This window comes from Natrialba chahannaoensis JCM 10990, from assembly GCF_000337135.1.
In the GTDB taxonomy this organism is placed as follows: domain Archaea; phylum Halobacteriota; class Halobacteria; order Halobacteriales; family Natrialbaceae; genus Natrialba; species Natrialba chahannaoensis.
The window spans coordinates 1-24,140 of the sequence record NZ_AOIN01000080.1; the positions used below are offsets into that span (position 1 = coordinate 1).

Here is a 24,140-nt window from a genome sequence, read left to right on the forward strand (position 1 = left end):
AAGCTACTGCGGAAACCAGGGAGAGAAGCGCTCAAACACGCTATCAAAGCCACACTGTGAAATCAACAAAGTGCTACACAAGAGCGTCGAAGGGCCACCACCAGAGGCGACGCCCGCCTCGGCGGGGCGTCGCCACATACTCCCAGTGCAAGTACCGCCAGACGTTCTGAATCAGCAGGCTGAGCACGACGAACAACAGCCGTCTCGTTGGATCTTGCGTCGTCGTTGAGATGATCGTTGACTCGGAGAGCCGATAGCTCGCTTCGATCCTGAACCGTTTGCTGTAGTGGGATCGGGCTTGTCGAGGTTCATCGACGAACGGCGCGTCGACGGCGTAGCCGTGACGCGCCACCCCGTGCTCACCGTATTGACCGTTCTTGTAGGTACAGTCGATCATCACTGGAAACTCGACGGTCCACTCGTTCTCGCCGTAGGTCGTCGTGAGATCGTGAGTGACCTCACGACTCCAACCGGTGCTGAGTTCGTTCTTGATCTTGCTGCCCCACTTGATCACTGGAACGATGTACGCGAAATTGTGGGCCTGGAGCAACGTGAGACACGTGCCGTCGTAGAAACCGCTGTCGAGATAGACCGCTTTGACGTCGAACTCGAAGTTTTCGAGCAATCCAAGGAACTCAGCGAGGACATCGCTGGCGGTGTCGCCGTCAGTAAGACGGCGCACCGCCAAGGTGTATCGCTTGTTGTTCACGCGGGCGTAGAGTGTGGCGTAAGCGTGGAACGCAGTCGTTCCTGCTTTGGCCTCGCTGTAGTAGAGGCCGTCAGTCTCGTCTTCGTTACCGTAGTAGGGCCGCAGGTGGAGGTCCGCGACGACCTCCACCTGCTGGGGGAGCGTTTCGAGGACATCTTGCTGGAGAAGCATGCTCCCGGTTGATTCGACAGTTTCGAGGTCGAACTTGGTGCGCAGGTGGTAGAGAACATCGTTGCCAGAGGGTGCGTCTTCGCTCTTCTCGCAGAGTGAAGAGATCGAGGTCCTCTGGGTCGATTTCAGCGTTCTCTCCGAGGTTCAGGGTAAATGCGCCGGTGAGAACGTTGACGAGAAAGTTAAGGAGCTGGTCCTCGTGGATTTCACTGTCTGCTTGCTGCTGTTTGCTAGGCACATTCACAGCAAGCAGACGTTCTAACTAAGCGGCTTTGTGAAGTACTGAGTCTACGTCCTGTCTGTAGCATCCGCACTTTCTCTGTATCGCCCCTTCCAGTGAAGACTCTCCGAAACGAAGTGACGAAGCGAGTGCTAACCCCATATGCATTGGGCGACGTAGTCTCAACTTCTGTGACTTTCAAATATGACTCAGAGTCCCATCCTCCAGAAACAGTCTCCTTCCCACCCATTCAGCCAGAAGCAGAGATTTGACGGCGATTACATGGTCAAGGGTATCTCCTCGTGTCATACGCAGCGGTTTGAGTGACAACTAGCGGTGAGAAACTGATCAGAAATATGCTGATAATTGCAATTAACGGAGCCGGACCAGACTGAAGATAGCGATGACGGCAAGAAGGAAGGAAACACCAACTGCAAGGTTCCAACTCACAAGAGAGGCGAAGATTGCAGCGAGGATAACGACCGAACCGAGCGTGACATTGAACGTCCAGAGATAAAGTGCGATTGCCACGAGGATAATCATCGCACCGGTCGCGATGTTCCATTCAGCCGAGAGAAAGATACCCACGAAGACCGCGACCTGCCCGAGAAGAATCGAAAGGAGGAGGCCACGATTAAAGCTATTCGTAACCTGCATCGCTGCTGCGACGGGGATAACAAGCATTCCGGCAACGAGAATCGCGCCGATGATTTGCATTGCGGCGACGACGACGAGCGCGGTCAGAATGATCAACAGTGTGTCGTAGAATCGAACGTTGATTCGTGCCAGACGCGCAGCTTCGCGGTCGAACGTGATGAACAGCATCTGCTTGTGCGTCAGTGCAATCGCCCCGATTACCAACAGCGTGAGTCCGACCATCAGCTGGACGTTCTCGAACGGGACGAAGAGGATGTCGCCGAAGAGATAACTATCGACGGTTGAGTGAAACGTCACCCCGTAGGAGATTACTGCAACACCGAGTGCGAACCCACCGGTGAGCATAATTGCGATCGGAATATCGGCGTAGCCATCAGTTTTGATCGCGATGTACTGCATCACGAGCGCAGCGAGCGTCGCTGAAATCAGCGCAAAGAGGAGCGGATAATCCATACTCGGGACCGCAGCACCGACGAACAATCCAATCGCCACGCCTCCGAACGCCATGTGTGCCAGCGCCTCGCCGATCAGCGCCATCTGCCGGTTAACCAGGTAGGTACCGACGATCGGAGCGGTGATCCCGATGAGGATACCAGCGGTGAATCCTCGTTGGAGGAAGCCGCTGCAAACCAGCCACGTATCGACGGTTCCACAGGTTGCTCCCCAAAAACTCTCGAAGAGCGGTGGGAAGAGAACGTAGACAAAAATATAAAAGCCAACCAGCAGGAAGGGAATACCAGCGAGTAGTCCAACGGCCGGATTCCAGTTTTTGACCCATTCGGTCGACATCTCAGTCACCCGTTGCGAAGCCGGCTGATTTGAGCACGCGAGCCGAACTGTACGCTCGTTCGAGCGCATCGCTCTCTAAGAACTTGCCCGTCTCACAGTGTTCGTACAATTCGCAGTCGAGGCAGGCCATCATATCGGCATGCTCGGTGACGATTCCAAGATCGTGCTCGATCAGCACGATCGTAATTCCGCTCTCGTTGAGGTCGTCGAGGAGAGTGTAGAACTGATCGACAGACTCGGCGTCAACTCCGACTGTCGGCTCGTCGAGAGCCAACAGATCAGCCTCGGAGGCGAGGGCACGAGCAATGTATGCTCGTTGTTTCTGCCCACCAGAGAGGCGACTGATCCGTCGGTCGGCGAGATCCGAAATCTCGACCTTCGCAAGTGCATTGTCGATAATTTCCTGATCTTCTTCTGTCAGTCGGCGGATTCCGACGTGCGGATACCGTCCCATCTCGACCACTTCACGGACGGTAACTGGCATCATCGAATCTGCTTCTGAAGACTGCTGGGAAACGTAACCGAGCCGGGTACCGTCAGTGAACTCCGATGCGGGAGTCCCAAAGAGTTCAACTGAGCCAGTATCCGGCTGTCGCAGCCCAAGCATGATCTTCAGGAGCGTCGTTTTACCCGATCCATTCGGACCGATTAACCCCAGGAAGTCTCCTTTGGAGACAGAGAGGGTAATATCATCTACGACAACCTGATCGTCGTAGGCGAAACTAACGTTCTCGGCGTGAATTACGGAACTCATGATTTTGGATCCAATAACGGCATACTTTGGTCTCTGTGTCCTCTGTTCTGCTCTTGTCCCGCTAATTCGGGTCCGCTTCGAGGGCTTCTTCGAGCGTCGGGAAGTTTACTTCGCGATAGTGATCGACGTATCCCCAGTCGGCCTCGTGGTACTCCGGCAACTGTGTTTCGACCGGTGAGATTGGGAGCACTTCGGCGTTGGTTTCGTCAGCGAGAGAGTTTGCGAGATCATCTGGTTCGCCGACGTCATAGAGCACATATCCGATATCGTTCTCTTCCATGACGCGCTCGATCTCTTCGATATCCTGCGGTGTCGCTTCATTGTCCGGCGAGGTACCGATCGGAGAATAGATATCGAGGTCGTATCGATCGTGCCACCACTGGAAAGAGTCATGGGTTGCGACGATCAGGTCACTTGCCTGTGCACGATTGACGATATCCTCGAACTCTTCGTGGACGCTCTGAAGTTCCTCGTTGAACGCTGCTGCGTTTTCTGCATACGCGTCGGCGTTATCGGGGTCAATATCAGAGAGAGCGTCTGCGATATTGTCGACGCCTTCCTGGCAGGTCACCGGATCCATCCAGAAGTGTTCGTCGTCGTCCTCGGCCGGACTGTCAAAGAACTCGATGCCTTCCGCAGCTTCGATGACATGTACGTCATCCGCGGCTTCGAGTTCGGCTGCCGTGTCGTCTTGCCAACTCGCGAAATCACGGAGATACACGAACGCATCAGAATCCTCGACATCTGCAACCACGCTTGGATCCGGATCGAAATCGTGCCCATGTTCGCCAATAGGCACTAGATCGACGACGTTCATGTGCTCACCTGCGACCTGCCGGGTGAAATCCCAGAGAGCCAAGAACCCAGTAGAGACAGTGTACTCCGACCCAGCGTCGCCACCGTTCACTTCGTCGTCGTCTCCACTAAGACAGCCTGCAACCCCGACAAGCAGCCCGCTAGCGCTAGCAAGTGCTGTTCGCCGCGTCAATCCATCCTGATTCGACATAGTCGTATCATCGACCATGACGTCATTCGCAACCACTCATTCAAATAAGTTGCGTATCAAATCTCTAGATTAGACATGTCTAAACCAGTAGTGGGGCGGGAGTTGCTGGGAAACCGAACTCAATCAATAATAGTTCCACGCAAACTGACGATAATAGTACCAACAGAGTACCTCACACAGAAGAGCAGACTATGACGTTCGGTGATGCAGTTCAAAGCGTCTCTGACGTCTAGAGTGGGGGAGTTGACTGTGCCAATTGTTTCGAATGACTTGCAACGCGATCTGCTCGCCTTCTGCCGTCAGAACCGCACCGTTGTATTTTCGTGATCGAGTAGTCCCTCTCCGATAGGTTCGTGCACAGACTCGAGACAGGAGGTGGGATAACGTCAGGGTGAGCAGCTAGCTCTGAGGTTCGCACTCTCGGCCTATTGCTATACCACCGGAGATGGTAGATCGCCTTGTGATTGACATCCATTATGACACTAACCATACTGGACCTTAGATGGGGCTAATAACCGATATTGAGAGTGCAAAGGAGGAGTGGAGTCACACTACTTCGTTCACTTATCCGAGGGAAGGGTCGGATCGGTTTAGATAATGGTTAAACATTGAAGTGACAAAGCACAGGGCAGAGCCGAACTCAGAGAGGGAAAAGGGCTGTCCTCTCACAGAACAGTCCTGCAAGCGAAAACCGTACCCACGTCTGATACCGAACCGTTCCAGTGGATAGGATACCAGTGTCTCGTCTACCAATCTTTGGCGGACGACGCGACGAACTGTAATTCCGACTGACTGACCGCCATCGTCGACACTTAGCTGCCTGTTAGTCGTGTAGAAACGATCTAGTGCTGTGTATAGCTATCAGTCACTGTGCCATCTGTTCACTCGGGATGTCAGAGACAGCACTCGAGTACCAGAAGCATGTGCTCGCAACGGTAATCAACGAGGCAGTGTACGTCGGGACGGCTTCGGAAGCGGAGGCCGAACAGTTACACGACCGACTCGGAGATGTCGAGTCGATGCAGTCGGTCGATCAGCTGTGGGACGATCTCTCGCGGGAATACGAGGTACTTGAAGTCGAACTCGAAGCCGACGAGGCCTGACCCGCGAGCGGTTCGAGGGTGACCGTCACTGGGCAACACGCTCCGCCTGCTTCGAAGCCCTTATACTCGGGAGTTGAATAGGTGAAACTGACTCGCTGGATCGCGGGCACCAGCGGGCACCTGTTCGGCACGCGACGCCGCCACAGGACGGGATGTGATCCGACACTCGGATTGAACCAGGAAACGCCCGCGGTGATAATCAATGGCAAAAAGCTTCTACTCCCACATCAAGGAGGCATGGAAGGACCCCGACGACGGCAAGCTCGGGGAACTGCAGTGGCAGCGAAAGCAGGAATGGCGAAAGCAGGGCGCAATCGAGCGCATCGACCGTCCAACCCGCCTCGACAAGGCGCGCGAACTCGGCTACAAGGCAAAGCAGGGCATCATCGTGACCCGCGTGTCGGTCCGCAAGGGGACTGCACGCAAGCAGCGCTTCACGGCCGGTCGCCGAACCAAGCGCCAGGGTGTCAACCGCATCGGGCGGCGCAAGAACATCCAGCGCATCGGTGAGGAGCGCGTCTCCCGGAAGTACCCCAACCTGCGCGCCCTCAACAGCTACTGGGTCGGCGAGGACGGCAGCCAGAAGTGGTTCGAAGTGATCCTCGTGGATCCCGAACATCCTGCGATCCAGAACGACGACGACCTGAACTGGATCTGCGACGACGCCCACACGAACCGCGCGTTCCGTGGGCTCACCAACGCCGGCAAGGCAAACCGCGGTCTCAACAACCGTGGCAAGGGCGCAGAGAAGGTCCGACCGTCCAACACGGGCGGCCAGGGTCGCGCGAAGTAAACTCGGTCGCAACGACCACACCTACACCAACTCGAGTGGACTCGAGTTCCGATTCTTCGATTTTTAACGCGACAAAGCAACAGCAACAGCGATGGCGATGGTCGCTTCAAGCGGTCTGGGACCAGATCGCAGGCAGTGGCCTGCACAGTCACTCAACGCCACAGAAACAGAACTACCGGGGAATCCCAACAGCCGAGAGGACGGCCCGGAGTTTAAACTGCAGTCCGACGTAGTGACGACTATGTCAGACCACGTCCTCGTCCCGATCGACGACTCCGATCGCTCGGCCGACGCACTCGAGTTCGCCTGCCAGGAGTACCCCGACGCGACGATCACGGCACTGCACGTCATCGACCCGGGTGATTTCTACGCCGCAACGGGGATCGAAGGCGGTGCGATGGCGAACTACGAAGAAATTCAGAAACACCACGAGAGCCGTGCCGACGAGCTACTCGAGTCGGCTCGCAAACAGGCCGACACGTTCGGCGTCGAGATCCAGACTGACCGCGTCGTTGGCGGTATCTCGCGCTCGATCGTGAACTACACCGAAGAGAACGATGTCGACCACATTACGATCGGCAGCCACGGCCGGACTGGTGCGAGTCGGATTCTGCTGGGGAGCGTGGCAGAGAACGTCGCACGGCGGTCGCCGGTGCCGGTGACGATCGTTCGGTAAGCCGCCCCATCAGTTCACGGCGACTCAGACACAGGGCAATCGCTCGGAGCCAGCCACTCCGAGTAACTGCTTCCGTGCCGATAATTCTCATACGAGAGCGTAGTTCGAAATCCACACTGGCCACCAGCCCCACAGAAAGCGTCCGCGACGATGATATACCCGTGCTGGAAGCCACCGAGATCGAATCGCGGATCGGACCCCACTCGAGATTTCGGATGGGGTACTCGAGTCCAACGACTACGTTGTTACTGCCGTGCCGGACAGAACTATTCGAATATCGGGTGCGCGAGATTCGCGACGAAATCGAGGAGCGTGTGTCGGCGCTTTTCGATGAGTTCGGGGAGGGACTCGAGAACTGAGTGTCGGTGAGTCGGGCGGACAGATAGGCAGCGTTGACGAGGATGTCGAGTGAAGAGACAAACAACGATCAGACAGTCGTCAGCGCGCCAACCGGTGCGTCGGTTCGTTCACGGGCGCGTTCAATCCCGTCGTCACCGGCAGCGATGAGCGCGAAGACGCCGGCGACCGCTGCTTCGGAGGTTTCGACGATATCGAGCAGAAGCTCCTGGGTCTCACCTGAACGGATGAGGTCGTCCACGACGAGGACAGAGTCGCCAGCGTCGACAGCGGAGGCGGGCAGGTAGTAGGTGAGTTCGATGCCGGACTGGAGCCGTTGGCGGGCCTCGATGAACTCTTCGACGGCGGTTTCCTTGCTCTTCTTCGCGTAGGCACAGCGTGTCCCGTAGTAACTCGCAAGCGAGGCGGCAAGCGTGATCCCATCCGTCGCAGCGGTGAGAACGACATCCGGACGGTTGAACTCGAAGCCGTTGGCGACGACCGGGGCAACGAGGTCGAGGAAGGACTGATCGAAGACGGTACCGGAGTTATCGACGTACCCCTCGTCGTCGACACGGATGCGGGCATCAAGTTCGTCTGCGATCGCCTCGCGTCCGACATCTTCGACGACTTCACGGGCGCGTTCGGTGCCGGGGAGGACGTGGCCGTTGACGTAGCGGTTGAGATCACCCGCCGGTAGGCCCGTCGTCTCGGCGAGTTCGTCGTAGGTTCGCGTCTCTTTCAGCATCCGCAAGACGTCGACTGCCCGCAACTGGAGGGCAGCCTTCTCTGCTCTGTTCATACCGTATACGCATGATCCCGCAAGTATGGGTATTTCGATCGTAGCCTCGCGGTGAAATCACCACGAACGTGAGTTGCACTCATACGGTGGGTGGCGACCCGGCGACAGGCGATCGCAGGCGCTATCGACCGTCGACTTCTATGTCCCGCCCGCCGTATTCGACGACTCGTCGCGCGATCTGCGCTTGCGCTCGCTGTAAGAGCCGGGTAGCCGTACTCGAGGCACACCCCAGTTCGTCGGCGACGGCGTTGACGCCGTGTTCGCGAGGAATTTCGAAGTAGCCGACGTCGACAGCTGCCTCGAGCGCCTCGAACTGTCGATCCGTCAGATCGCCGCTGAGTGGGACGTGACGGCGGTCGTACTCACCGATCGCACGAACGTCGACACCAATCTCGTTGGGCAATCCCTCGAGTAGCGCCTGTAGATCGTCGCCAGCGCCGACGAGCGTCATGTAGAAATCGGCCGCGGAATCGTAGACGATTGGTGGCACGACCACGAGCTCAAGCGCGGCGAACGCCTTACGCCAGCGGATGTCCTCCGAACGCGTCTCCTGACAGATGTAGACGTAGAACGTCTCGTCGTCGATCGGCGTGAGATCGTACCAACGAACCGAGTCGACGGCCTCGATCCTCTCCTCGTAGGGGCTGCGATCGGCGTCGACATAGAACAGTTCGTACTCGAGTCCGCCCTCGGGACCGACGACGTTCCATGTCAGGAGTTCCTCGTAGCGAACCACATCAGTTTCGCGGATGAATCGCTGCATCGGATGGAGCATCCAGTCGGGCTGTGAGAGGCGGACATCGAGGTGCTTCATCGGTCGTCGTTCGGTTTTGCGGGGACAGTCCACTTTTGACATCCTCCCGCGCCTGAAGACGCGGGAATCCCGACCGCGTTTGGGATATTTCTGGTCTACGAGCCTACGCGTTCTCGCGGTGCAAAGCATCCACTCTNTTTGACATCCTCCCGCGCCTGAAGACGCGGGAATCCCGACCGCGTTTGGGATATTTCTGGTCTACGAGCCTACGCGTTCTCGCGGTGCAAAGCATCCACTCTCGGAATCGAACACGAAGGTCGATGGCTGTGCCAACCAGCCGTTACTCCTATCACCGTCCTCAGAACGCTTCGCGTTCTGATGTGCGGACGAGACGCTTTGCGTCTCGTCAACGCCATCTGTAGCGAGATTCGGAGTTACTTTCTGCCGAATGTTCTCCGCCCCGTTCACGTCCGCGTTAGCCACCATCCCACACTCGTCGCACACGTACAGCCCACGCTCGACGCGATTCGCTTTGCGCTTGCGTCCACAGCACGAACACGACTTAGACGTGTCACGCTCTGAGACGCGTTCAACCGCGATTCCCTCGGATTCGGCCTTGTACTCTAACATCCGAGTGAATCGGTCGAACGCCCACGAGTGCAGGTCCAAGTTGCCGTGCTTGCCCCAGTCCTTCACGTCGCCATCTTCGTTCTCGCGGATTCCACCGAGGTCGCCGATAGCAATCGTTCCAACGTTCCCTTCGACGCAGCGTTCGACGATGTGCTTCGAAAGTGCGTGGAAGTAGTGGGTTCGACGATTGGCTTTCTTCGCGTTCAACCGCGTTGCTCGGTCCGAAGTGGAATCATCACAGTGGGCGATGTGCTTGCTGTGGTAGTAGTCGTCCTGCTTCAGACAGTTCAACGGGTACAACTCCGCGTGACCGCCCTCGTACGCGAGTGCGGCGAAGTTGTTGACGCCGAGGTCTACCCCAACGGTATTCTCGCCGGGCGTTTCGGGAATTTCGACTTCGACTTTGCAGACGAGGTGGGCTTCCCATTTGCTGCTGGACGCGTTCCAGACAGCGCGGACTTGCTGGACACTCTTCACGTCGTCCAAGTCTACGTCTGCTCGTGTTTCGATGTCGCAGAGGATGAAGTCGGACCAGTGTTCTTTCAGGTTTTTGCCTTTCGAGAGGCGGACCCTACCGAATTTGGTATCAACTTTGAATCCTGCGGCTTTGAACGTGACCGTTGAGCGCGGGTGGTCGTCGTTGTGTTTGCGGTAGCTGGGCGGATTCGCCTTCGAGTCCCCGTTTCGGCGCTTGCCTTTCCATGAGTCGAACGCTTCAGCGAGTTCTTCGAGAACGCGCTGACTCGATTGAGAATGTAAGTCGGCGTAACGTTCGTGGGTTTTGAGGTGGGCTTTCAAGTCGCTTTCTTCGGGGATGAGGCCAGTGTCGCTCCACACGCGGTCACAGGTCCAGCGACCGACGTTCCAGAGTTTACTGGCGGCGAATCCGAGCGCATCGAGGTCGGGTTGAACCTCTCGCTGATTCCGAATGGAAGCGACGAGTGTTCTATCTACGACCTCTAACGCCATACATAACCTATGTTGACAAGATTATATAATCCTAATCATTTTACGAGAGCGTTGAATATCCAGCCGGGCTGTTATCAGTGGTTCACGTCATCCCGTGACGGCGCGTATCCACGCCGTAAACGACGTGGTATTGCGCCTGCTCCGCATATAANCCAGCCGGGCTGTTATCAGTGGTTCACGTCATCCCGTGACGGCGCGTATCCACGCCGTAAACGACGTGGTATTGCGCCTGCTCCGCATATAACTTCTTACTGCAGGAAATCCGGTTCAGAGCGCTGTTCGTCGACTTCGCGCTCGAGATGACTCCGGAATTCCGCAATTTCGACATCATACTCTTGGTCCTCGAAGCGGTCACGGACCGAGATGTTCCCGTCTTCTTCCTCGTTGTCGCCGACGATGATCTGGTACGGTACCCGGTCGTCGTGGGCCGCGCGGATCTTCCGCTCGAGGGTGCTGTCACGGTCGTCGACCTCGACGCGGAAGTCGTCGAACTCGTTTGCGACCTGATAGGCGTAGCCGAGGTTCGCGTCCGAAATCGGGAGGACACGGACCTGTTCCGGCGCGAGCCAGAGTGGGAACTTGCCTTCGTAATGCTCGATGAGCATCATAAAGAATCGCTCGTAGCTGCCGTAGAGCGCACGGTGGATCATCACCGGCTCGTGCTCTTCGTTGTCCTCGCCGACATACGAGAGGTCAAAGCGATCTGGCATGTTGAAGTCGAGCTGAACCGTTGGGCCGTCCCACGCACGGCCGATGGCGTCCTCGAACGCAAAGTCGATCTTCGGCCCGTAGAACGCGCCGTCTCCCTCCTCTACCTCGTAGTCGAGGTTGCGCTTTTCGAGGACGTTCTCGAGTTGCTCCTCTGCGTGCTCCCAGATCTCATCACTGCCGACGGACTTCTCAGGGCGCGTGGCGAGTGCCATCTCGTACTCGAGATCGAACGTCTCGAGCACGTCGATGATCATGTCCATGATCTCCTCGACTTCCTGTTCGATCTGGTCGGGGCGGATGAACAGGTGGCCGTCGTCGATCGTAAAGGCCCAGACGCGCGAGAGGCCCGAGAGTTCGCCGCGCTGCTCCTTGCGGTAGACCTTGCCGTTCTCGGCGTAGCGGATCGGAAGGTCGCGATAGCTCCAGGACTGGTCCTGGAAGATGGCGGCGTGACCGGGGCAGTTCATCGGTTTCAGGCCGAACTCGTCGTCACCGACGTCGAAGATGAACATGTCGTCGGCGTAGTTCTCGTAGTGGCCAGAGCGGTGCCAGAGATCCGTCTTGAAGACGTGGGGCGTCTCGACGTAGTCGTAGCCCGCATCCGTGTTCAAGTCCTCGACGAAGTCCTCGAGTTCCTTCAAGACCGTCTTGCCCGGCGGGTGGTACAGCGGGAGGCCGGGACCGGTTACGTCCTGAATCGAGAACAGGTTCATCTCGTTGCCGATGCGGCGATGGTCGCGCTTTTCGGCCTCCTGCTTTCGCTCAAGGAAGTCCTCGAGGTCACTCTCGTCTTCGAACGCGGTGCCATAAATTCGGGTCTGCATCGGGTTCTCCTCATCGCCGCGCCAGTAGGCACCGGCGATCTCCAAGAGTTTGACAGGGCCGATTTCACCCGTGGAATCGACGTGTGGACCCGCACAGAGGTCCTCCCAGTCGCCCTGTTTGTAGAAGGTGACCTGCTCGTTCTCGTCGGCGAACTCGGAGAGGAGTTCGAGCTTGTAGGGCTCGTCAGCAAGGCGTTCCTCGGCCTCCTCGATTGAGACTTCCTCGCGTTCGATCTCGTAGTCCTCGTCGACGATGTCTGCGATTTCGGACTCGAGTGCGGTGAGGTCTTCCTCGTCGATGTCGAGATTGTCGAAGTCGTAGTAGAAGCCCTCGTCCGTCGGCGGGCCGATGGCGAGGTCGACGTCGTCGTAGTGGCGCTCGACTGCCTGTGCGAGGCAGTGGGAGGCCGAGTGGCGCATGACAGCCAGATACTCTTCGGACTGATCCGTGATGATCTCGAGTTCAGCACCGTCGTAGGCGGGTTCCTCCTTGGCGACGAGGTCGCCGTCGAGTTTGCCGGCAACGGTGTCGCGGCCGAGACCGGGACCGATTTCGTAGGCGCAGTCTTCGACCGTTGCGCCCTCGTCGACGTGGAGTTCTGAGCCGTCCGGGAGGACGACCGTTAGCTGTGCTACCTCTGATTGTGAATCGGATTCTGACATGGCTCTGGCTGGTTGTGACTGGTGAACTTCTGTTGGTGGTGACCCTGCGAGAAGTTCGGATCGGCGTCCGCGTGGTCGTGGTCGTGGTCGCGATCGTGTGCGGCGTGCACGTATGCCGCTCTGCTGTGGGTCGCGGCCGACACAGCGAGCGGTAGGTGAGGGTTAGAAGCGGGCGAAAGCCCCTGTAAAGCGGACACCTACCATCGTAGCTACGGTTTGTCCGGTGCAGGATAAAAACATTGTGATGAGGGGGCTCCAGCAGGTATGGGTCCTGAACGAAACAGGACAGACAGGACGGAACAGGGCAGAACAGAGTGAGGCAGAACGAGATGGAACGGGGTGGGACAAAATGGCAGGACGGATCGGGACAAGACGGCAAGGATGGGGCAGAACAAGACGGCAAGGACGGACCAGAACGAGAGAGGGCAAGACAGGCAGGACAGCAAGAGGAAACACGACGACCGAACGGTTTTGAGTCCACCTCGCTAACCAGTCACCGTGTTGGACCCATCCGACGACGATCCGTTCGAGGACCCGTTTGGGGATGACCCACTCGACGATCCCTTCGGCGACGGCTCCGCCGGAGAGGGTGAAGCCGACGAGGACATCGCGAGTACGTTCGAGTCGATCGATCGGGCAACACTGCTCGCGTTCATCACTGTCGGGATTCTCGTCCACGGTGGTCTCTTCGCAGCGAGTCTCGGTGCGATGCTGGTTGGATTCCGTGGGCAGTGGGTCGTCGGCGGAACACTCACAGCCGCGGGAGTAGGTGCGTTGGTCCTCTCGGTGGGGATATATCGTCGATACAAGGCCAAACAGGACGCGTAGCCCGTTTGCAGCACGTCGTACGGTGGCACCACGTCAGTTCCACAGGCCCACAAACAGTTCGGCGAGTTCCGGTCTCGCCCCCTCGCTATCCCGCCCTCGCGATCAGTCACGGTCGGCGAGCAACTCACTCGCCGTCACCAGCGCTTCCATCTCGACATCTGCGTCTTCGACGTTCTCACGCCCACCCTCCTCGCGGTCGACGACCACCAGCGCGCGGTTGACCGTCGCACCCGCCTCCCGAAGCGACTCAATCGCGTCGACCAGACTCGTCCCCGTCGTCACGATGTCCTCGAGTACCACTACTTCCTCGCCCTCCTCGAGTTCGCCCTCGATTAGGTTGGCCGTGCCGTACTCCTTGCGCTGCTTGCGCGCGATCACGTAGGGTGCGCCGGCGACGACACTGGTCGCGGCGGCGAGCGGGACGGCACCGAGGGCAACACCGGCGAGTTTGTCGTCGGGGTCGATGCGGTCCGCGAAGGCCTTGGCGACGGTTTCGAGACAGTCGGGGTCGGTTTCGAAGCGGTACTTGTCAACGTAGTACTCGCTGGTGCCGCCGTGGGCGAGTTCGAACTCACCGAACTGGACGGCGTCGGCGTCTTGAAGTGCATCAATCAGTGACTGAGTCTGGGTGTCGGTCGTCATTGGTCGAAGTGGCGAGACGAACCGAAATAAGCGGTGTGGAACCGAGTCGCCACGTCCGGACTGTGGCGTCTCTTTTTCGTGGATCACACTGTAGCTCCGCTGACACCGTGCGCACAGCCGAACCACAAATCTATCCTCGGCGGTTCCCATCGGTTCGACAATGACTGAGTCGTGTCCAGCCAACTGCGCCAGAGAGGACCCAACTCCGACCAGTTCCGGCCGACTTAGGCTATCGTCGATACCATATCGTCCGTCCCGGTATCGACCACATACCAAGGCTATTTGTACGCAGCCTTATCCGACTAGTCCGGTTTTGTACTAGTAACCCGTGAGTACTCCATCACCCTCTCCATCGACGAACGAGTCGGTACAGATCCTGTTGGTCGAGGACAACCCGGGCGACGTTCGACTCGCACAGGAAGCGTTCCGGACCGTCGATATCGACACAACGTTTCACACCGCCCGTGACGGCGACAAGGCACTGTCGTTCCTGCGGGAACAGGTGTCGGCTGGGGCTGAGTCAGCATCAGACACAGACTCACGTTCGAACTCGGACTCGGACTCGGACTCGAACTCGAACCCGGATATCGACCTCGTCTTGCTCGATCTGAACCTCCCTCGGACGAGTGGCTTCGAGGTACTCGAGGAGGTCCGAAGCGATCCCGATCTCGCGTCATTGCCAGTTCTCGTGTTGACGAGTTCGGAAGCGACGGAAGATATCGCCAGAAGCTACGATCTGTGCGCGAACGCGTACCTCACGAAACCGGACGGACCGGGCGAGTTCGCCTCGCTCGGAAAGGCTGTCGAGTCGTTCTGGATGGACGAGGCGATGTTGCCGCCGGCACCGTCGTAGCGGGTGTGTGGCGCTCGATACGACGCTCAGTTGTTGACCGCTCGAGACGATGGTCAGTCCGGTGACCGACCGTTACCAGGGCTCGTTTTTCAGTCCAAGTTTGTACGCGATCATGTTCGTCGTCACGTGGAGAATCGGCGTCAGCACGACGACGACGAGGATGACGTCCCACGTAAACCACGTGAAGAACCACTGCGTCGCGAGGAGCGCCGTCAGCGGAAGCGAGACGACGACAAAGTCGAGTTGATCGAGCCCAGGGAACATCGCGCCGCGCTGGCGGCCAGTGCGGCGCTTGAGGAACGAGGCGAGAATATCACCGAGCATCGCACCGGCAGCGAGTCCAAGCGCTGCAAGTGGCTCGAACGCTGGCACGGCAAAGCCGAGCACGCTGCTCACGTCGTCGGCAAAAAAGGTCAGCACGCCCGCGAGGACGAGTCCTGCCGTGATTCCCGCCGCCGTTCCACGCCAGGTCTTGCCGTCGCCAAGCAACCGCGCGTCGCCCAGCGTCCGACCACCGTCGATCGGTCTACCGCCACCGCCGAGTACCGCCGCGTTGTTTGGAACGTAGGCCGGCAACATCGCCCAGAACGCGATCACGACTGTCTCGAGTACTGCCATATTCGCCGCGATGCGCCGAGATGCCTTAACCAGCAGTGATTCGGTCTCGTGTTCGGGGACGGTCGTGTTACACACAGCACACGACGGGCCGATGGACGTTACGACGGATCGGGACGAACGACGACGTTCTCGAATTCGGGACCCTCACCGGACTGTTTTCCTGCTGTCGCTTCGCTCGCACTGTCCTCGCCAGCGGTTTCGAGCGTTCGGACGTTGCTCGCAACAATAGCAGCCAGCCGATCCCAGTGCTTCGGTGTGTGACCGCCCGTATGCGGAGTGATGAGACAGTTCTCGAGGTCCCACAGCGGGTGGTCGGCTGGCAGCGGTTCGGGTTCGGTCACGTCCAGCGCAGCGCCGCGAATCGCGTTCGACTGGAGCGCAGACACCAGCGCGTCGGTGTCTACGACTCCGCCGCGAGCGACGTTGATGACGACTGCGCTCGGTGGCAGCGTCGCGAGTTCCGCCTCACCGACGAGGTCGCGAGTCAGATCGTTCAGTGGGCAGGCGAGCACGACGTAGTCGCTACGGGCGAACGCGTTGTGGATCTCTGCCTCATCGAAGCCGATGACCTCATCGGTCGGCCCGCCCTTCGACGGCGTGTACCTGACGCCGATCGTGTCGACATCGAAGCCCTCGAGTCGGGTGATGATTTCCTGGCCGATCGAACCCAGTCCGACGACCGTGACGGTGCTGTCAGTGAACTCGTGGGACTGGAAGTGACGCCACTCGTTTCGCTGCTTGCGTCGCCATCCCTCGTGGAGATCCCGCGCGAACACTAGCATGTTGCCGATGGCTTGCTCGGCGATGCCGGGTGCATGAATCCCGCCCGCGTTCGTCACGGTGACGCCTTGCTCTCGGAACGTCGCCGACGGAAGGTGGTCAGTACCCGCGAAGACGCAGGCGAACAATTCGAGTTGGTCGGCACGCGCTAACAGGTCTTCACCGAGACTGATCCCAGTGACGACCCGAGCCTGCGGGACGAGGTCGCGTTCGTCAGCAGGCGTTCGGGCGAGTGCGACAGTGTGGTCCGGAAGCCGCTCGCGCAGTCGCTCGGCATACGAGGCCATCGAGAGTCCTTCGGTTCCCTCACGAAGGACGACGATATCGGGAGCGTCCATTGCTGTGCAGGAGTAGTGAAAGCCTGCTCTTACCGGTTGTGACCGGCGCTGGTGCCGGCTGGAGTTTCGAAAGATGACCGGTTCGACACAAATACGACGCACGAGCGCCCGTTCGTTCACTGATCGGTAAGTGTTCACCAGCAGAGAGAAGCAGCCAGTGCGAGATATTAAACTCCTTATGACTGGCCGACGAGGTCAGCAGTATGATCCCGCCGATCGCAAATCGGTTCGTCGCCGGGGAGTCTCCTGCCGAGGCTCTCGATCACGTTCGAACCGTTAATCAACGGAATGTCAACGTTATTGTTAATCTCCTCGGCGAACACTATGACGACCGCGCGCCCGCGAGCGACGATGCCGCGGAGTATCGTTCACTCGTCGAAGACATTGCAAACGCCGATCTCGGGGCCTGTATCTCGGTCAAACCGTCCCAACTCGGCCTCGACCTCGGAGCGGACGTCTTCCGGGAGGAACTCGAGGACATCGTCGCCACGGCGGCCGACCGCGGCGTCTTCGTCTGGGTGGACATGGAAGACCACACGACAACTGATGCGACCCTCGACGCCTACGAAGAACTCGCCCGGGAGTACTACGGCGATGAGAACTCTGACGAATCGCAATCTTCGTCAGATACGTGGGCCGACGGCGGCATCGGCGTCTGCGTCCAGGCAAACCTCAAACGTACGCGCGAGGATGTCGAACGACTCGCCGACGTGCCGGGCAAGGTTCGCTTCGTCAAAGGCGCTTACGACGAACCAGCCGACGTAGCCTACACGGACACCCAGCGGGTCAACGAAGAATACGAGGCGTTACTCGAGTACGCCTTCGAACACTTCGAGAACGGTGTCGCGGTCGGCAGTCACGATCCTGAGATGATCGAGCGGGCAATCGAGTTGCACGAGGAGTACGGGACGGACTTCGAGATCCAGATGCTGATGGGTGTGCGGGAGGACGCACAGTACGACCTCGCTGAGGAGTATGAGGTCTGGCAGTACGTTCCCTACGGCGGGCGCTGGAAGTCGTACTTCTATCGGCGCGTCATGGAGCGAAAGGAGAACCTCTGGTTCGCGCTGCGTGCGATCATCGGCCGGTAACGAGTGCAAGCGGGACCTAAAGGGAAGGGCTCATTAGCCCGTAGTGAGAGGGAGTCGACATGGCTTCGTGGAAGCGGGACTTTGCGAGTGGCCTGATCGTCCTTGGGCCCGTCCTCATTACGCTCTACGTCATCTACTGGCTCTACGGCCTTATCGCCGGCATTACGCCCGGCATCATTCTCGAGGCGGAGGCACTGGAACCAGTGATTGGCGGCGAGCAGACGCGCGAGCAGCTCGCACAGTTCCTTCGTGTCGTCGTCGCACTGACGGTCCTCATTATTTTGACGTTCTCCGTCGGCTATCTTATGCGGACGACGGTCGGCAGTCTGGTCGAGCGGCTCGTCGATAACGTCGCAAATCGGGTGCCGGTTATGCGTGTCGTCTACAACGCATCGAAGATGGCCGCTGAGACGGCCTTCGGCACGCAGGACTCACTTCAGACGCCAGTCAAACTCGAGGTATGGGACGGGCTTCGAATGACGGCGTTCAAGACAGGGAAAGTAACCGAAGACGGCAGAGAGGTGCTCTTCCTGCCGACGTCCCCGAACATTACAACCGGGTTTGTCATCGAAGTTCGGTCAGAGCGCATCACTGAGTTAGATGAGGACGTAGAGGATGCGCTTACGCGGGTGTTGAGCGCAGGTTTCGGTGATGCAGACCGAACGCGTGGCATGGATGCGGGTGTTCCGATCGACGTGATCGACGAGAGCAACGCGAAGAAGACACGATCCGACGACGACTGAGCAGTTTTCCGTTCTCGTTCCGGTTTTCGTTTCCGTTCTCTCCTTCGATACCTGTTGCAGACCATTGGCATTCAGTACACCAGTCGTTTCTAGCAAGAGTTACGAAGAATTGACCGAACGAAGCAAACCCACTCTTGCGTGTTTATGTGGGGCCGTCCGTGAGTCGATGAACCGTTCCAAAGTTGCAAAGTTGGGTTGCAGACATCAGCAAACGGAACGTGACCCCCTCAGACGTACTGGAACCACTCGTCGTACTCGTCGGTCGTCCGCTCGACGACATCGAAGAAGCGTGACTGAATATCTTCGGTCACAGGACCGCGCGAGCCGTCACCGATGGTAACGTTGTCGATCTTTCGAATCGGCGTCACCTCTGCCGCAGAGCCGGTGAAGAACAGTTCGTCTGCCGTGTTGAGTTCGCCTCGCGAGATGGAGACGTTGTCGTGGACCGTATACCCCAGATCCTTGGCGAGCGTAATCACCGTGTTGCGGGTGATGCCATCTAGGATAGACTCGGAGAGTCCCGGCGTGAAAATCTCACCGTCACGCACGAGGAAGATGTTCTCTCCCGGCCCCTCGGCAACGTTACCCTCTTTGTTGAGGACGAGCGCCTCGGCGTAGCCGTTCCGGCGTGCCTCTTCGCCCGCGAGCAGACTGTTCGCGTACAGCCCCGTCGTCTTGGCGTTCGTCGGCACCTGACTCGAGGCGTGCTTGCGCCAGGAAGAAACCATCACATCGATACCCTTCTCGAGTGCCTCCTCGCCGAGGTAGGTGCCCCAGGGCCAGGCGGCGATGGCGGTGCGGGTCGGGCAGTCGTCGGGGCTGACACCAAGTGAGTTGTAGCCGTAGAAGGCCACTGGGCGAATGTAACACGAGGAGAGATCCTGTCGGCGGATAAGCTCGAGTGTCGCCTCGGTGAGTTCCTCTCGCGAGTGGTCGATCTCCATCTCGTAGGGTTGTGCGGACTGGAAGAGGCGGTCGAGGTGTTCCTCCCAGCGGAAAATTGCGGGGCCGTTTTCGGTCTCGTAACAGCGTGCGCCTTCGAAGATGCCGCTACCGTAGTGGAGACCGTGTGTGAGAACGTGGACCTGCGCATCGTTCCAGTCGACGAATTCGCCGTCCATCCAGATCGTGTCGACGTCCATGTCGTCGAATCCCATGATGGAGTCTGTTGCAAGCCACCGTACTAAGTGTTCGCGATTTCTGAGGCAAGCCCTGCCTGCGACGATTACTCGCGGAGGCGGGTCGCCTCGATCGCGACAGCAACTGAGCCGACGATGGCGATAGCGACGGCACCGAACTGGAGTGCGATCGCGAAGGCGTCAGCGCCGGTGGTGTTGGTGTCGTCAACGGTGGTGCCGTCGTGCTCGTTCTCATCACCACCGTGCTCGCCGTGATCGTGACCAGCGTGACCACCACCGTCCTCGCCGACGGCCGGTTCGACGGTCACGTCGTACCACTCGCTGACGAACTCCCCGTTCGGCGCGCCGGTAATCCGCACCTCCCACGCACCCTCATCGGGCAGTGTCTGCACCGTGGCGTAGCTGCCATCCTCGGTGCGCTCGAGTGCGATGTCGATCGTCGTGTCGGCGTCGACGGCGTCTGCGAGCAGGCGAACCGGGCCGTCCGACTTGACGGTGGTGGCCTCGTCACTCTCAGCTGTGCTGCCATCTTCGTCGTGACTCACAAACGCAACGTCGAACACGAGGGGGTCGTCGGGCTGGACAGTGAGTGTCTGCGCCGACGCAGTAGCCTCGTCAGCTTCGCTATCTCCATCATCACCCTGCACCGCTGCAGGCGCGACCAGCAGTTCCATCTCGAGATCCGCCGGTCCCTCGCGTTCGATCGTCGCCGTCTCAAGTTCGTCGTCGTCCATGCCGACGACCGCAGCCGTCGGGACGGATGTCAGAAGTCCCGAAATGAGAAGGACGACGACCAGGACGGCCACCTCGAATCGGACGGCGCGGACGAACGCGGTCGATGCCGGCGAACCAGACACCTGACCGCCGTCTTCACGAACCGGCCGCTCGGAGCCGCCGAGGAATCTGTCGGTGAGTCCACCCGTCGATTCGACGGTGGACTCGAGTTGGCGCAGCAGAACGAAGCGGGTGAGACCGCCGAGGCCGAGCGCCAGCAGGACCAGCAGGGTCTTCGCGGAGAGCGAAAGGCCGTAGACGGACTCGGAAAGGGCCGAGAGCGAGGGAACGTGCCAGGCCGCGAGGATGAGACCGGTCGCGCCGGCGAGGGTGACGCCGGCGAGGGCAAGCAGGGAGTAGCGCCGGATCGTCGCGGCGGCGAGTGCGCTAGGCAGGTCCGTGTCAGCGTCGGCCTGGCGGTCAGCGCCAGCGCCAGTGCCAGCGCCAGCGTCACCGGCACTGTCAGCGTCAATCTGGCGGAGGGCGGGTGGGACGACGAGTGCCAGGACGAGTAGCCCGCCCACCCAGAGGCCTGCACCGCCGATGTGGGCGAAGTCAACGGCGGTACCCTGGAGCCGGTCGATGGCCGTTGCCGAGTGGCTTGTCCAGCTGACGGTTCCGCCGACGAGAACGGCCCCCGCGACGGTGCCAGCGAGCCAGCTTCGTCGTGAGAGCACACCGGCGAGTCCGGCAGCGAGAACCACACAGAGGATGATTGCGAGCGCGAGTTGGACGAGCCACGCCTGTCCGAGCGGCGTCTCGACGAACGCTACCACCGTCTCGACAGAGAGCGAACCGAGCGAGGAGGCACGAGTCAAACCGAGCACAACGACCGACGCGACCAGAAGGGCACCGGCAGCGCCAAGGAGACGAAGGAGGCGGTGGTCGACGACTGATCGCGCCCTAGGCGTGGCACGCGAGCGGGTGACCGCCGGATAGACTGCGACGGCCGCCGTGATCGGTGCGCCGACGAGTCCAATGAGTGCGACCAGCAGGAGCCCTTTCGCGCCCGCTTCGACTGCGGAGGCATCATCATCCGGACTGTCCTCGTCTTCGTACGCCTCGAGGACGGCGTCCCGATCGAGCGGTTCGTCGCCGACGCTGAAGAAGAACGAGCCCGAGGTGGTGTGGCCGTCGTCGGCCAGCACCTCCCAGTCGACGGTGTACATGCCGTCTGCGGCGTCCGCTCCGTTCGCATCGCCCTCGAGTGGTACATGGACGAGTTGCGAATCGTCGGGATCGATTTCGGCCCCGCCGCTTACGTCCTCGCTGTCCGGTCCGGTGACTGTCACGTCGGCGACCTGCACGCCGTCACCGGCGAAGGTGAGCGTCACCTCGTCGGGTAACTCGTCGACCTGCTCACCGTTGCCTGGGTCCGTCTCACTCAGGGACGCGTGCGCAACGACCGGCGTCGCGACGCTCGCCAGGACGAGCGAGGTGACGGTGAGCACGGCGACGATGAGTGCGAGTCGCTCGGCTGTTGATCGCGTCCCCGAGCGAGCGTCGCTAGTGAAGTGTCCGGTCACGCGCATGCGTTGGATCAGTTACCGAATGCCGCCGGTGTAGCCAGTGCCGGTGTCGCCGATATACTGAACCGTGTCGACACCGTCCTCGACATCCACCTGTGTGATCAGTTCCTGTTCGGCCATGTCGATCACCGCGACCGTACCATCAGCCTCCGCCGGCGTGAAGAAGAATTCGTCGCCCGCCACGCCCGAGCGGTGGAGGTGGTGTGCGTCCTCAGGGCGTTCGATCGCGCCAGCGTCGAGTCGTGTGACCTCTTCGAACTCGTCTACGTTAATCACGACGGCCTCGTCGGTCATCGTGTTGGCCGTGAAGCCGTAGAGCGTCCCGTCGGCCTCGTAGTAGCGCAGCGCGTCCGGCCCCCCATCGATTTCGACGGAGCCGACCTCCTCGCTGTCCTCGTTGGTTACGTCGAGGAAGCGGATGAGGTCGCCGTCGAGCACGCCCATCAGTTCCTCGTCCGGGGTGAGGTACATGCCGCCCGAAACGTCGAGTTCGTCGACGACCTCGTCGGTCTCAGTGTCGACAACAGCAGTCACGTCGCCGTACTCGAAGTATGCGAGGCCGTTTTGCGGCCCGTAGGCCTTGTAGTGGGTCCCGCCCTCTTCACCGAGTTCGATCGAGTCGGGTCGGTCGTAGTCGTCGAGGTCGATAACGTGTGCGACGGGATCGTTAACGTTCGTCGCATAGCCCATCGAGCCGAAGTCCTCGTGATAGAGCAACTTGCCGTGGCCTTCGTTGTCGAGCCCAGCCGTGACGGTCTCGATAACCTCGTGTGACTCGGTATCGATGACGTAGAACCGGCCTTCGTCGTCGGCGTGTGCCCAGATTTCGTCGTCGCTGGGGTGGTAGATGTGCGTTGCACCAGGGCCAATATCGACCTCGGAGACCACCTCGCGGGACTCGGTGTCGATGACGAGCACCTGATTCCGACTCCCCTCGAGTGCGAAGATCTGCGAGTAGTCGTGGGTGAGCTGTGGATCGCCCCACTCGTTGTCCTCGATCCCGTCAGTGATCTCATCAACGACCTCGCCCTCTGCGGGGTCGATGATCGCGATCTGGTTCGGTGCGAAGGCGTAGGCGAGGCCCTCACTGCCATCACCATTGGCATCGCCGTTTTCGTCGCCGTTCCCGGTCTCGTCACCGTTCTCCCCACCGTTTTCATCGTCGTCGCTCAGACAGCCAGCGAGCGCAACCACAAACCCACCGCCCATTGCCTGCACGAATCGTCGTCGATCTGTAGAGGGATCCATACTCGTCTCTCGCAACCCTATATTATTCGTAGTTATGGTACGGCTGTCGAAAACGTGGTTCAGTTCTCGAATACCACATCTGCGCTGGACTCGAGTACCCCATTACTACGGCAGCGTCCTCCAACCGGTGACTCCACGAGCAAAAAGTAGGAGTCAACGGCGGGCTCCGGCGAGCGTTATCGGTTTGCGGGCTCCTCGAGCAACCCATCCACCAGCCGCGTAAACCGGTCGACCAGCCGATCCGGCACCGTCGGCTCGACTGTCGACAGCAACCGTCCGGTCCCCTCCGCGTTCGCCAGTCGAAGCGTCACACGGTTGCGCTCGTCGTAGGTCTTCTCGACAACACCCTGTTCGACGAGTCGGTCGAGGTGGTACTCGAGTGTACTCCGTGCGATGTCGAGCGTGTCAGCGACGGCGGCGGGAGTGGTGGGTTCGTGCTCAATGAGATGGACGACGACGTTGCGGGCGGTTTCGCGCCGGAAGAGCGCGAGGGTAGCGCGTTCCCACTCGTCGTACTCGGGGGGGTAGTAGTGGGTTCGACCGTAGAACTCGCTGCGGACGAGTTCATCCGCGGCGAGGAGTTGTCGGATATGGTACTGAACCTGTCCTGGAGCAAACTCGGATTCGCGGACGAGTTCGTTGAAGTGGATGCCGGCGTTGCGCTGCACGTGCGTTCGGATCTGTCGTCGGGTTGTGGTCATGGTGTAAGCGAGAGTGGTGCGTTCGGCGGTGACAATGTGTTGGATGGAGAACGGCGGTGGCAGAGTGAACGGGGAGACGGTGTCATTGGTGGAGTACGGGCGTGTGTGGCCGTGGTGATTGGTGATAGGGCAACCGATCGGGGCGGGGTGAAGACCGGCAGTCGGGTACTATCGCCTATGGTCGTGACCCTCATAACGAGTTTTGTTCGTTCCCGGTTACCGGGAACTGTGTCAATCGTGAGAGTCGTGCCCGCAGGTGTGTGGGTGTCTGGTGAGAACGACCTGACTC

At 59.6% G+C, this 24,140-nt stretch carries 21 protein-coding genes and 1 pseudogene; 7 read left to right on the forward strand and 15 right to left on the reverse strand.

The window, feature by feature from the left end:
* Positions 1-76: 76 nt before the first annotated feature.
* The 4 genes and pseudogenes from C482_RS14500 to C482_RS14515 all read right to left on the reverse strand — a co-directional run.
* Positions 77-1,118 (reverse strand): annotated as a pseudogene (locus tag C482_RS14500) (ISH3 family transposase); the annotation flags it as partial.
* Positions 1,119-1,472: 354 nt separating this feature from the next.
* Positions 1,473-2,546 carry a metal ABC transporter permease gene (locus C482_RS14505; RefSeq protein WP_049896788.1) on the reverse strand — a complete coding sequence of 358 codons (1,074 nt, stop codon included), beginning with the start codon at positions 2,544-2,546 and terminating at the stop codon, positions 1,473-1,475.
* A gap of 1 nt (position 2,547) precedes the next feature.
* On the reverse strand, positions 2,548-3,300 hold the full coding sequence (locus C482_RS14510) for a metal ABC transporter ATP-binding protein (protein ID WP_006168463.1): 753 nt from the start codon (positions 3,298-3,300) through the stop codon (positions 2,548-2,550).
* Positions 3,301-3,361: 61 nt separating this feature from the next.
* The gene (locus tag C482_RS14515; RefSeq protein WP_049896790.1) at positions 3,362-4,324 is read right to left on the reverse strand and encodes a metal ABC transporter substrate-binding protein; all 963 of its coding nucleotides are present in this window, start codon (positions 4,322-4,324) and stop codon (positions 3,362-3,364) included.
* 872 nt (positions 4,325-5,196) lie between these two features.
* Here C482_RS14515 and C482_RS14520 point away from each other — a divergent pair.
* The 3 genes from C482_RS14520 to C482_RS14530 all read left to right on the forward strand — a co-directional run bounded on the left by C482_RS14520 (position 5,197) and on the right by C482_RS14530 (position 6,878).
* Positions 5,197-5,409: a hypothetical protein gene (locus C482_RS14520; RefSeq protein WP_006168465.1), complete on the forward strand. Its 213-nt coding sequence runs from the start codon at positions 5,197-5,199 to the stop codon at positions 5,407-5,409.
* Between the two features lie 202 nt (positions 5,410-5,611).
* The gene (locus C482_RS14525; protein ID WP_006168466.1) at positions 5,612-6,202 is read left to right on the forward strand and encodes a 50S ribosomal protein L15e; all 591 of its coding nucleotides are present in this window, start codon (positions 5,612-5,614) and stop codon (positions 6,200-6,202) included.
* Between the two features lie 241 nt (positions 6,203-6,443).
* Positions 6,444-6,878 carry a universal stress protein gene (locus C482_RS14530; RefSeq protein WP_006168467.1) on the forward strand — a complete coding sequence of 145 codons (435 nt, stop codon included), beginning with the start codon at positions 6,444-6,446 and terminating at the stop codon, positions 6,876-6,878.
* 427 nt (positions 6,879-7,305) lie between these two features.
* On the opposite strand, the gene C482_RS14540 is transcribed toward C482_RS14530, so the two are convergent.
* The 4 genes from C482_RS14540 to thrS all read right to left on the reverse strand — a co-directional run bounded on the left by C482_RS14540 (position 7,306) and on the right by thrS (position 12,567).
* Complete coding sequence (locus C482_RS14540) at positions 7,306-8,016, reverse strand: phosphoribosyltransferase family protein (protein ID WP_006168469.1); 711 nt, start codon at positions 8,014-8,016, stop codon at positions 7,306-7,308.
* Between the two features lie 121 nt (positions 8,017-8,137).
* Positions 8,138-8,830 carry a helix-turn-helix domain-containing protein gene (locus C482_RS14545; protein WP_006168470.1) on the reverse strand — a complete coding sequence of 231 codons (693 nt, stop codon included), beginning with the start codon at positions 8,828-8,830 and terminating at the stop codon, positions 8,138-8,140.
* Positions 8,831-9,028: 198 nt separating this feature from the next.
* Entirely contained in the window at positions 9,029-10,369 is a 1,341-nt protein-coding gene (locus tag C482_RS14550) for an RNA-guided endonuclease InsQ/TnpB family protein (protein ID WP_006168471.1), read from the reverse strand.
* 248 nt (positions 10,370-10,617) lie between these two features.
* Complete coding sequence (gene thrS, locus C482_RS14555) at positions 10,618-12,567, reverse strand: threonine--tRNA ligase (protein ID WP_006168472.1); 1,950 nt, start codon at positions 12,565-12,567, stop codon at positions 10,618-10,620.
* A 498-nt stretch (positions 12,568-13,065) separates the two neighbouring features.
* Between thrS and C482_RS14560 the strand changes: the two genes are divergently transcribed.
* On the forward strand, positions 13,066-13,395 hold the full coding sequence (locus C482_RS14560) for a DUF7322 domain-containing protein (RefSeq protein WP_049896793.1): 330 nt from the start codon (positions 13,066-13,068) through the stop codon (positions 13,393-13,395).
* A 102-nt stretch (positions 13,396-13,497) separates the two neighbouring features.
* On the opposite strand, the gene pyrE is transcribed toward C482_RS14560, so the two are convergent.
* Positions 13,498-14,037 carry an orotate phosphoribosyltransferase gene (pyrE, locus tag C482_RS14565; protein WP_049896794.1) on the reverse strand — a complete coding sequence of 180 codons (540 nt, stop codon included), beginning with the start codon at positions 14,035-14,037 and terminating at the stop codon, positions 13,498-13,500.
* 328 nt (positions 14,038-14,365) lie between these two features.
* On the opposite strand from pyrE, the gene C482_RS14570 reads away from it, so the two are divergent.
* Positions 14,366-14,890 (forward strand): response regulator, encoded by a 525-nt coding sequence (locus C482_RS14570; protein WP_049896795.1) that lies wholly within the window; start codon positions 14,366-14,368, stop codon positions 14,888-14,890.
* 72 nt (positions 14,891-14,962) lie between these two features.
* On the opposite strand, the gene C482_RS14575 is transcribed toward C482_RS14570, so the two are convergent.
* Positions 14,963-15,508: a CDP-2,3-bis-(O-geranylgeranyl)-sn-glycerol synthase gene (locus C482_RS14575; protein ID WP_049896812.1), complete on the reverse strand. Its 546-nt coding sequence runs from the start codon at positions 15,506-15,508 to the stop codon at positions 14,963-14,965.
* Positions 15,509-15,606: 98 nt separating this feature from the next.
* Positions 15,607-16,626, reverse strand: coding sequence for a D-2-hydroxyacid dehydrogenase (locus tag C482_RS14580; protein ID WP_006168477.1), 1,020 nt, complete (start codon positions 16,624-16,626; stop codon positions 15,607-15,609).
* A gap of 203 nt (positions 16,627-16,829) precedes the next feature.
* Between C482_RS14580 and C482_RS14585 the strand changes: the two genes are divergently transcribed.
* Positions 16,830-17,717 carry a proline dehydrogenase family protein gene (locus C482_RS14585; RefSeq protein WP_006168478.1) on the forward strand — a complete coding sequence of 296 codons (888 nt, stop codon included), beginning with the start codon at positions 16,830-16,832 and terminating at the stop codon, positions 17,715-17,717.
* Positions 17,718-17,776: 59 nt separating this feature from the next.
* Positions 17,777-18,460 (forward strand): DUF502 domain-containing protein, encoded by a 684-nt coding sequence (locus C482_RS14590; RefSeq protein WP_006168479.1) that lies wholly within the window; start codon positions 17,777-17,779, stop codon positions 18,458-18,460.
* 227 nt (positions 18,461-18,687) lie between these two features.
* Here the strand turns inward: C482_RS14590 and C482_RS14595 are convergent, their stop codons facing one another.
* The 4 genes from C482_RS14595 to C482_RS14610 all read right to left on the reverse strand — a co-directional run bounded on the left by C482_RS14595 (position 18,688) and on the right by C482_RS14610 (position 23,851).
* On the reverse strand, positions 18,688-19,617 hold the full coding sequence (locus C482_RS14595) for a branched-chain amino acid transaminase (RefSeq protein ID WP_006168480.1): 930 nt from the start codon (positions 19,615-19,617) through the stop codon (positions 18,688-18,690).
* A gap of 68 nt (positions 19,618-19,685) precedes the next feature.
* Positions 19,686-21,905 carry a copper resistance CopC/CopD family protein gene (locus C482_RS14600; RefSeq protein ID WP_006168481.1) on the reverse strand — a complete coding sequence of 740 codons (2,220 nt, stop codon included), beginning with the start codon at positions 21,903-21,905 and terminating at the stop codon, positions 19,686-19,688.
* 12 nt (positions 21,906-21,917) lie between these two features.
* A complete protein-coding gene (locus C482_RS14605) occupies positions 21,918-23,150 on the reverse strand; it encodes a YncE family protein (RefSeq protein ID WP_049896796.1) in 1,233 nt (410 codons plus the stop codon).
* A 176-nt stretch (positions 23,151-23,326) separates the two neighbouring features.
* Positions 23,327-23,851, reverse strand: a complete 525-nt coding sequence (locus C482_RS14610) for a winged helix-turn-helix transcriptional regulator (protein ID WP_006168483.1) — start codon at positions 23,849-23,851, stop codon at positions 23,327-23,329.
* Positions 23,852-24,140 lie beyond the last annotated feature (289 nt).

Bases quoted from the DNA above. Each gene is read 5' to 3' on its own strand.
- C482_RS14505 (WP_049896788.1), bottom strand. From the start codon at position 2,546: ATGTCGACCGAATGGGTCAAAAACTGGAATCCGGCCGTTGGACTACTC.
- C482_RS14510 (WP_006168463.1), bottom strand. From the start codon at position 3,300: ATGAGTTCCGTAATTCACGCCGAGAACGTTAGTTTCGCCTACGACGAT.
- C482_RS14515 (WP_049896790.1), bottom strand. From the start codon at position 4,324: ATGGTCGATGATACGACTATGTCGAATCAGGATGGATTGACGCGGCGA.
- C482_RS14520 (WP_006168465.1), top strand. From the start codon at position 5,197: ATGTCAGAGACAGCACTCGAGTACCAGAAGCATGTGCTCGCAACGGTA.
- C482_RS14525 (WP_006168466.1), top strand. From the start codon at position 5,612: ATGGCAAAAAGCTTCTACTCCCACATCAAGGAGGCATGGAAGGACCCC.
- C482_RS14530 (WP_006168467.1), top strand. From the start codon at position 6,444: ATGTCAGACCACGTCCTCGTCCCGATCGACGACTCCGATCGCTCGGCC.
- C482_RS14540 (WP_006168469.1), bottom strand. From the start codon at position 8,016: ATGAACAGAGCAGAGAAGGCTGCCCTCCAGTTGCGGGCAGTCGACGTC.
- C482_RS14545 (WP_006168470.1), bottom strand. From the start codon at position 8,830: ATGAAGCACCTCGATGTCCGCCTCTCACAGCCCGACTGGATGCTCCAT.
- C482_RS14550 (WP_006168471.1), bottom strand. From the start codon at position 10,369: ATGGCGTTAGAGGTCGTAGATAGAACACTCGTCGCTTCCATTCGGAAT.
- thrS (WP_006168472.1), bottom strand. From the start codon at position 12,567: ATGTCAGAATCCGATTCACAATCAGAGGTAGCACAGCTAACGGTCGTC.
- pyrE (WP_049896794.1), bottom strand. From the start codon at position 14,037: ATGACGACCGACACCCAGACTCAGTCACTGATTGATGCACTTCAAGAC.
- C482_RS14575 (WP_049896812.1), bottom strand. From the start codon at position 15,508: ATGGCAGTACTCGAGACAGTCGTGATCGCGTTCTGGGCGATGTTGCCG.
- C482_RS14580 (WP_006168477.1), bottom strand. From the start codon at position 16,626: ATGGACGCTCCCGATATCGTCGTCCTTCGTGAGGGAACCGAAGGACTC.
- C482_RS14585 (WP_006168478.1), top strand. From the start codon at position 16,830: ATGATCCCGCCGATCGCAAATCGGTTCGTCGCCGGGGAGTCTCCTGCC.
- C482_RS14590 (WP_006168479.1), top strand. From the start codon at position 17,777: ATGGCTTCGTGGAAGCGGGACTTTGCGAGTGGCCTGATCGTCCTTGGG.
- C482_RS14595 (WP_006168480.1), bottom strand. From the start codon at position 19,617: ATGGGATTCGACGACATGGACGTCGACACGATCTGGATGGACGGCGAA.
- C482_RS14600 (WP_006168481.1), bottom strand. From the start codon at position 21,905: ATGCGCGTGACCGGACACTTCACTAGCGACGCTCGCTCGGGGACGCGA.
- C482_RS14605 (WP_049896796.1), bottom strand. From the start codon at position 23,150: ATGGATCCCTCTACAGATCGACGACGATTCGTGCAGGCAATGGGCGGT.
- C482_RS14610 (WP_006168483.1), bottom strand. From the start codon at position 23,851: ATGACCACAACCCGACGACAGATCCGAACGCACGTGCAGCGCAACGCC.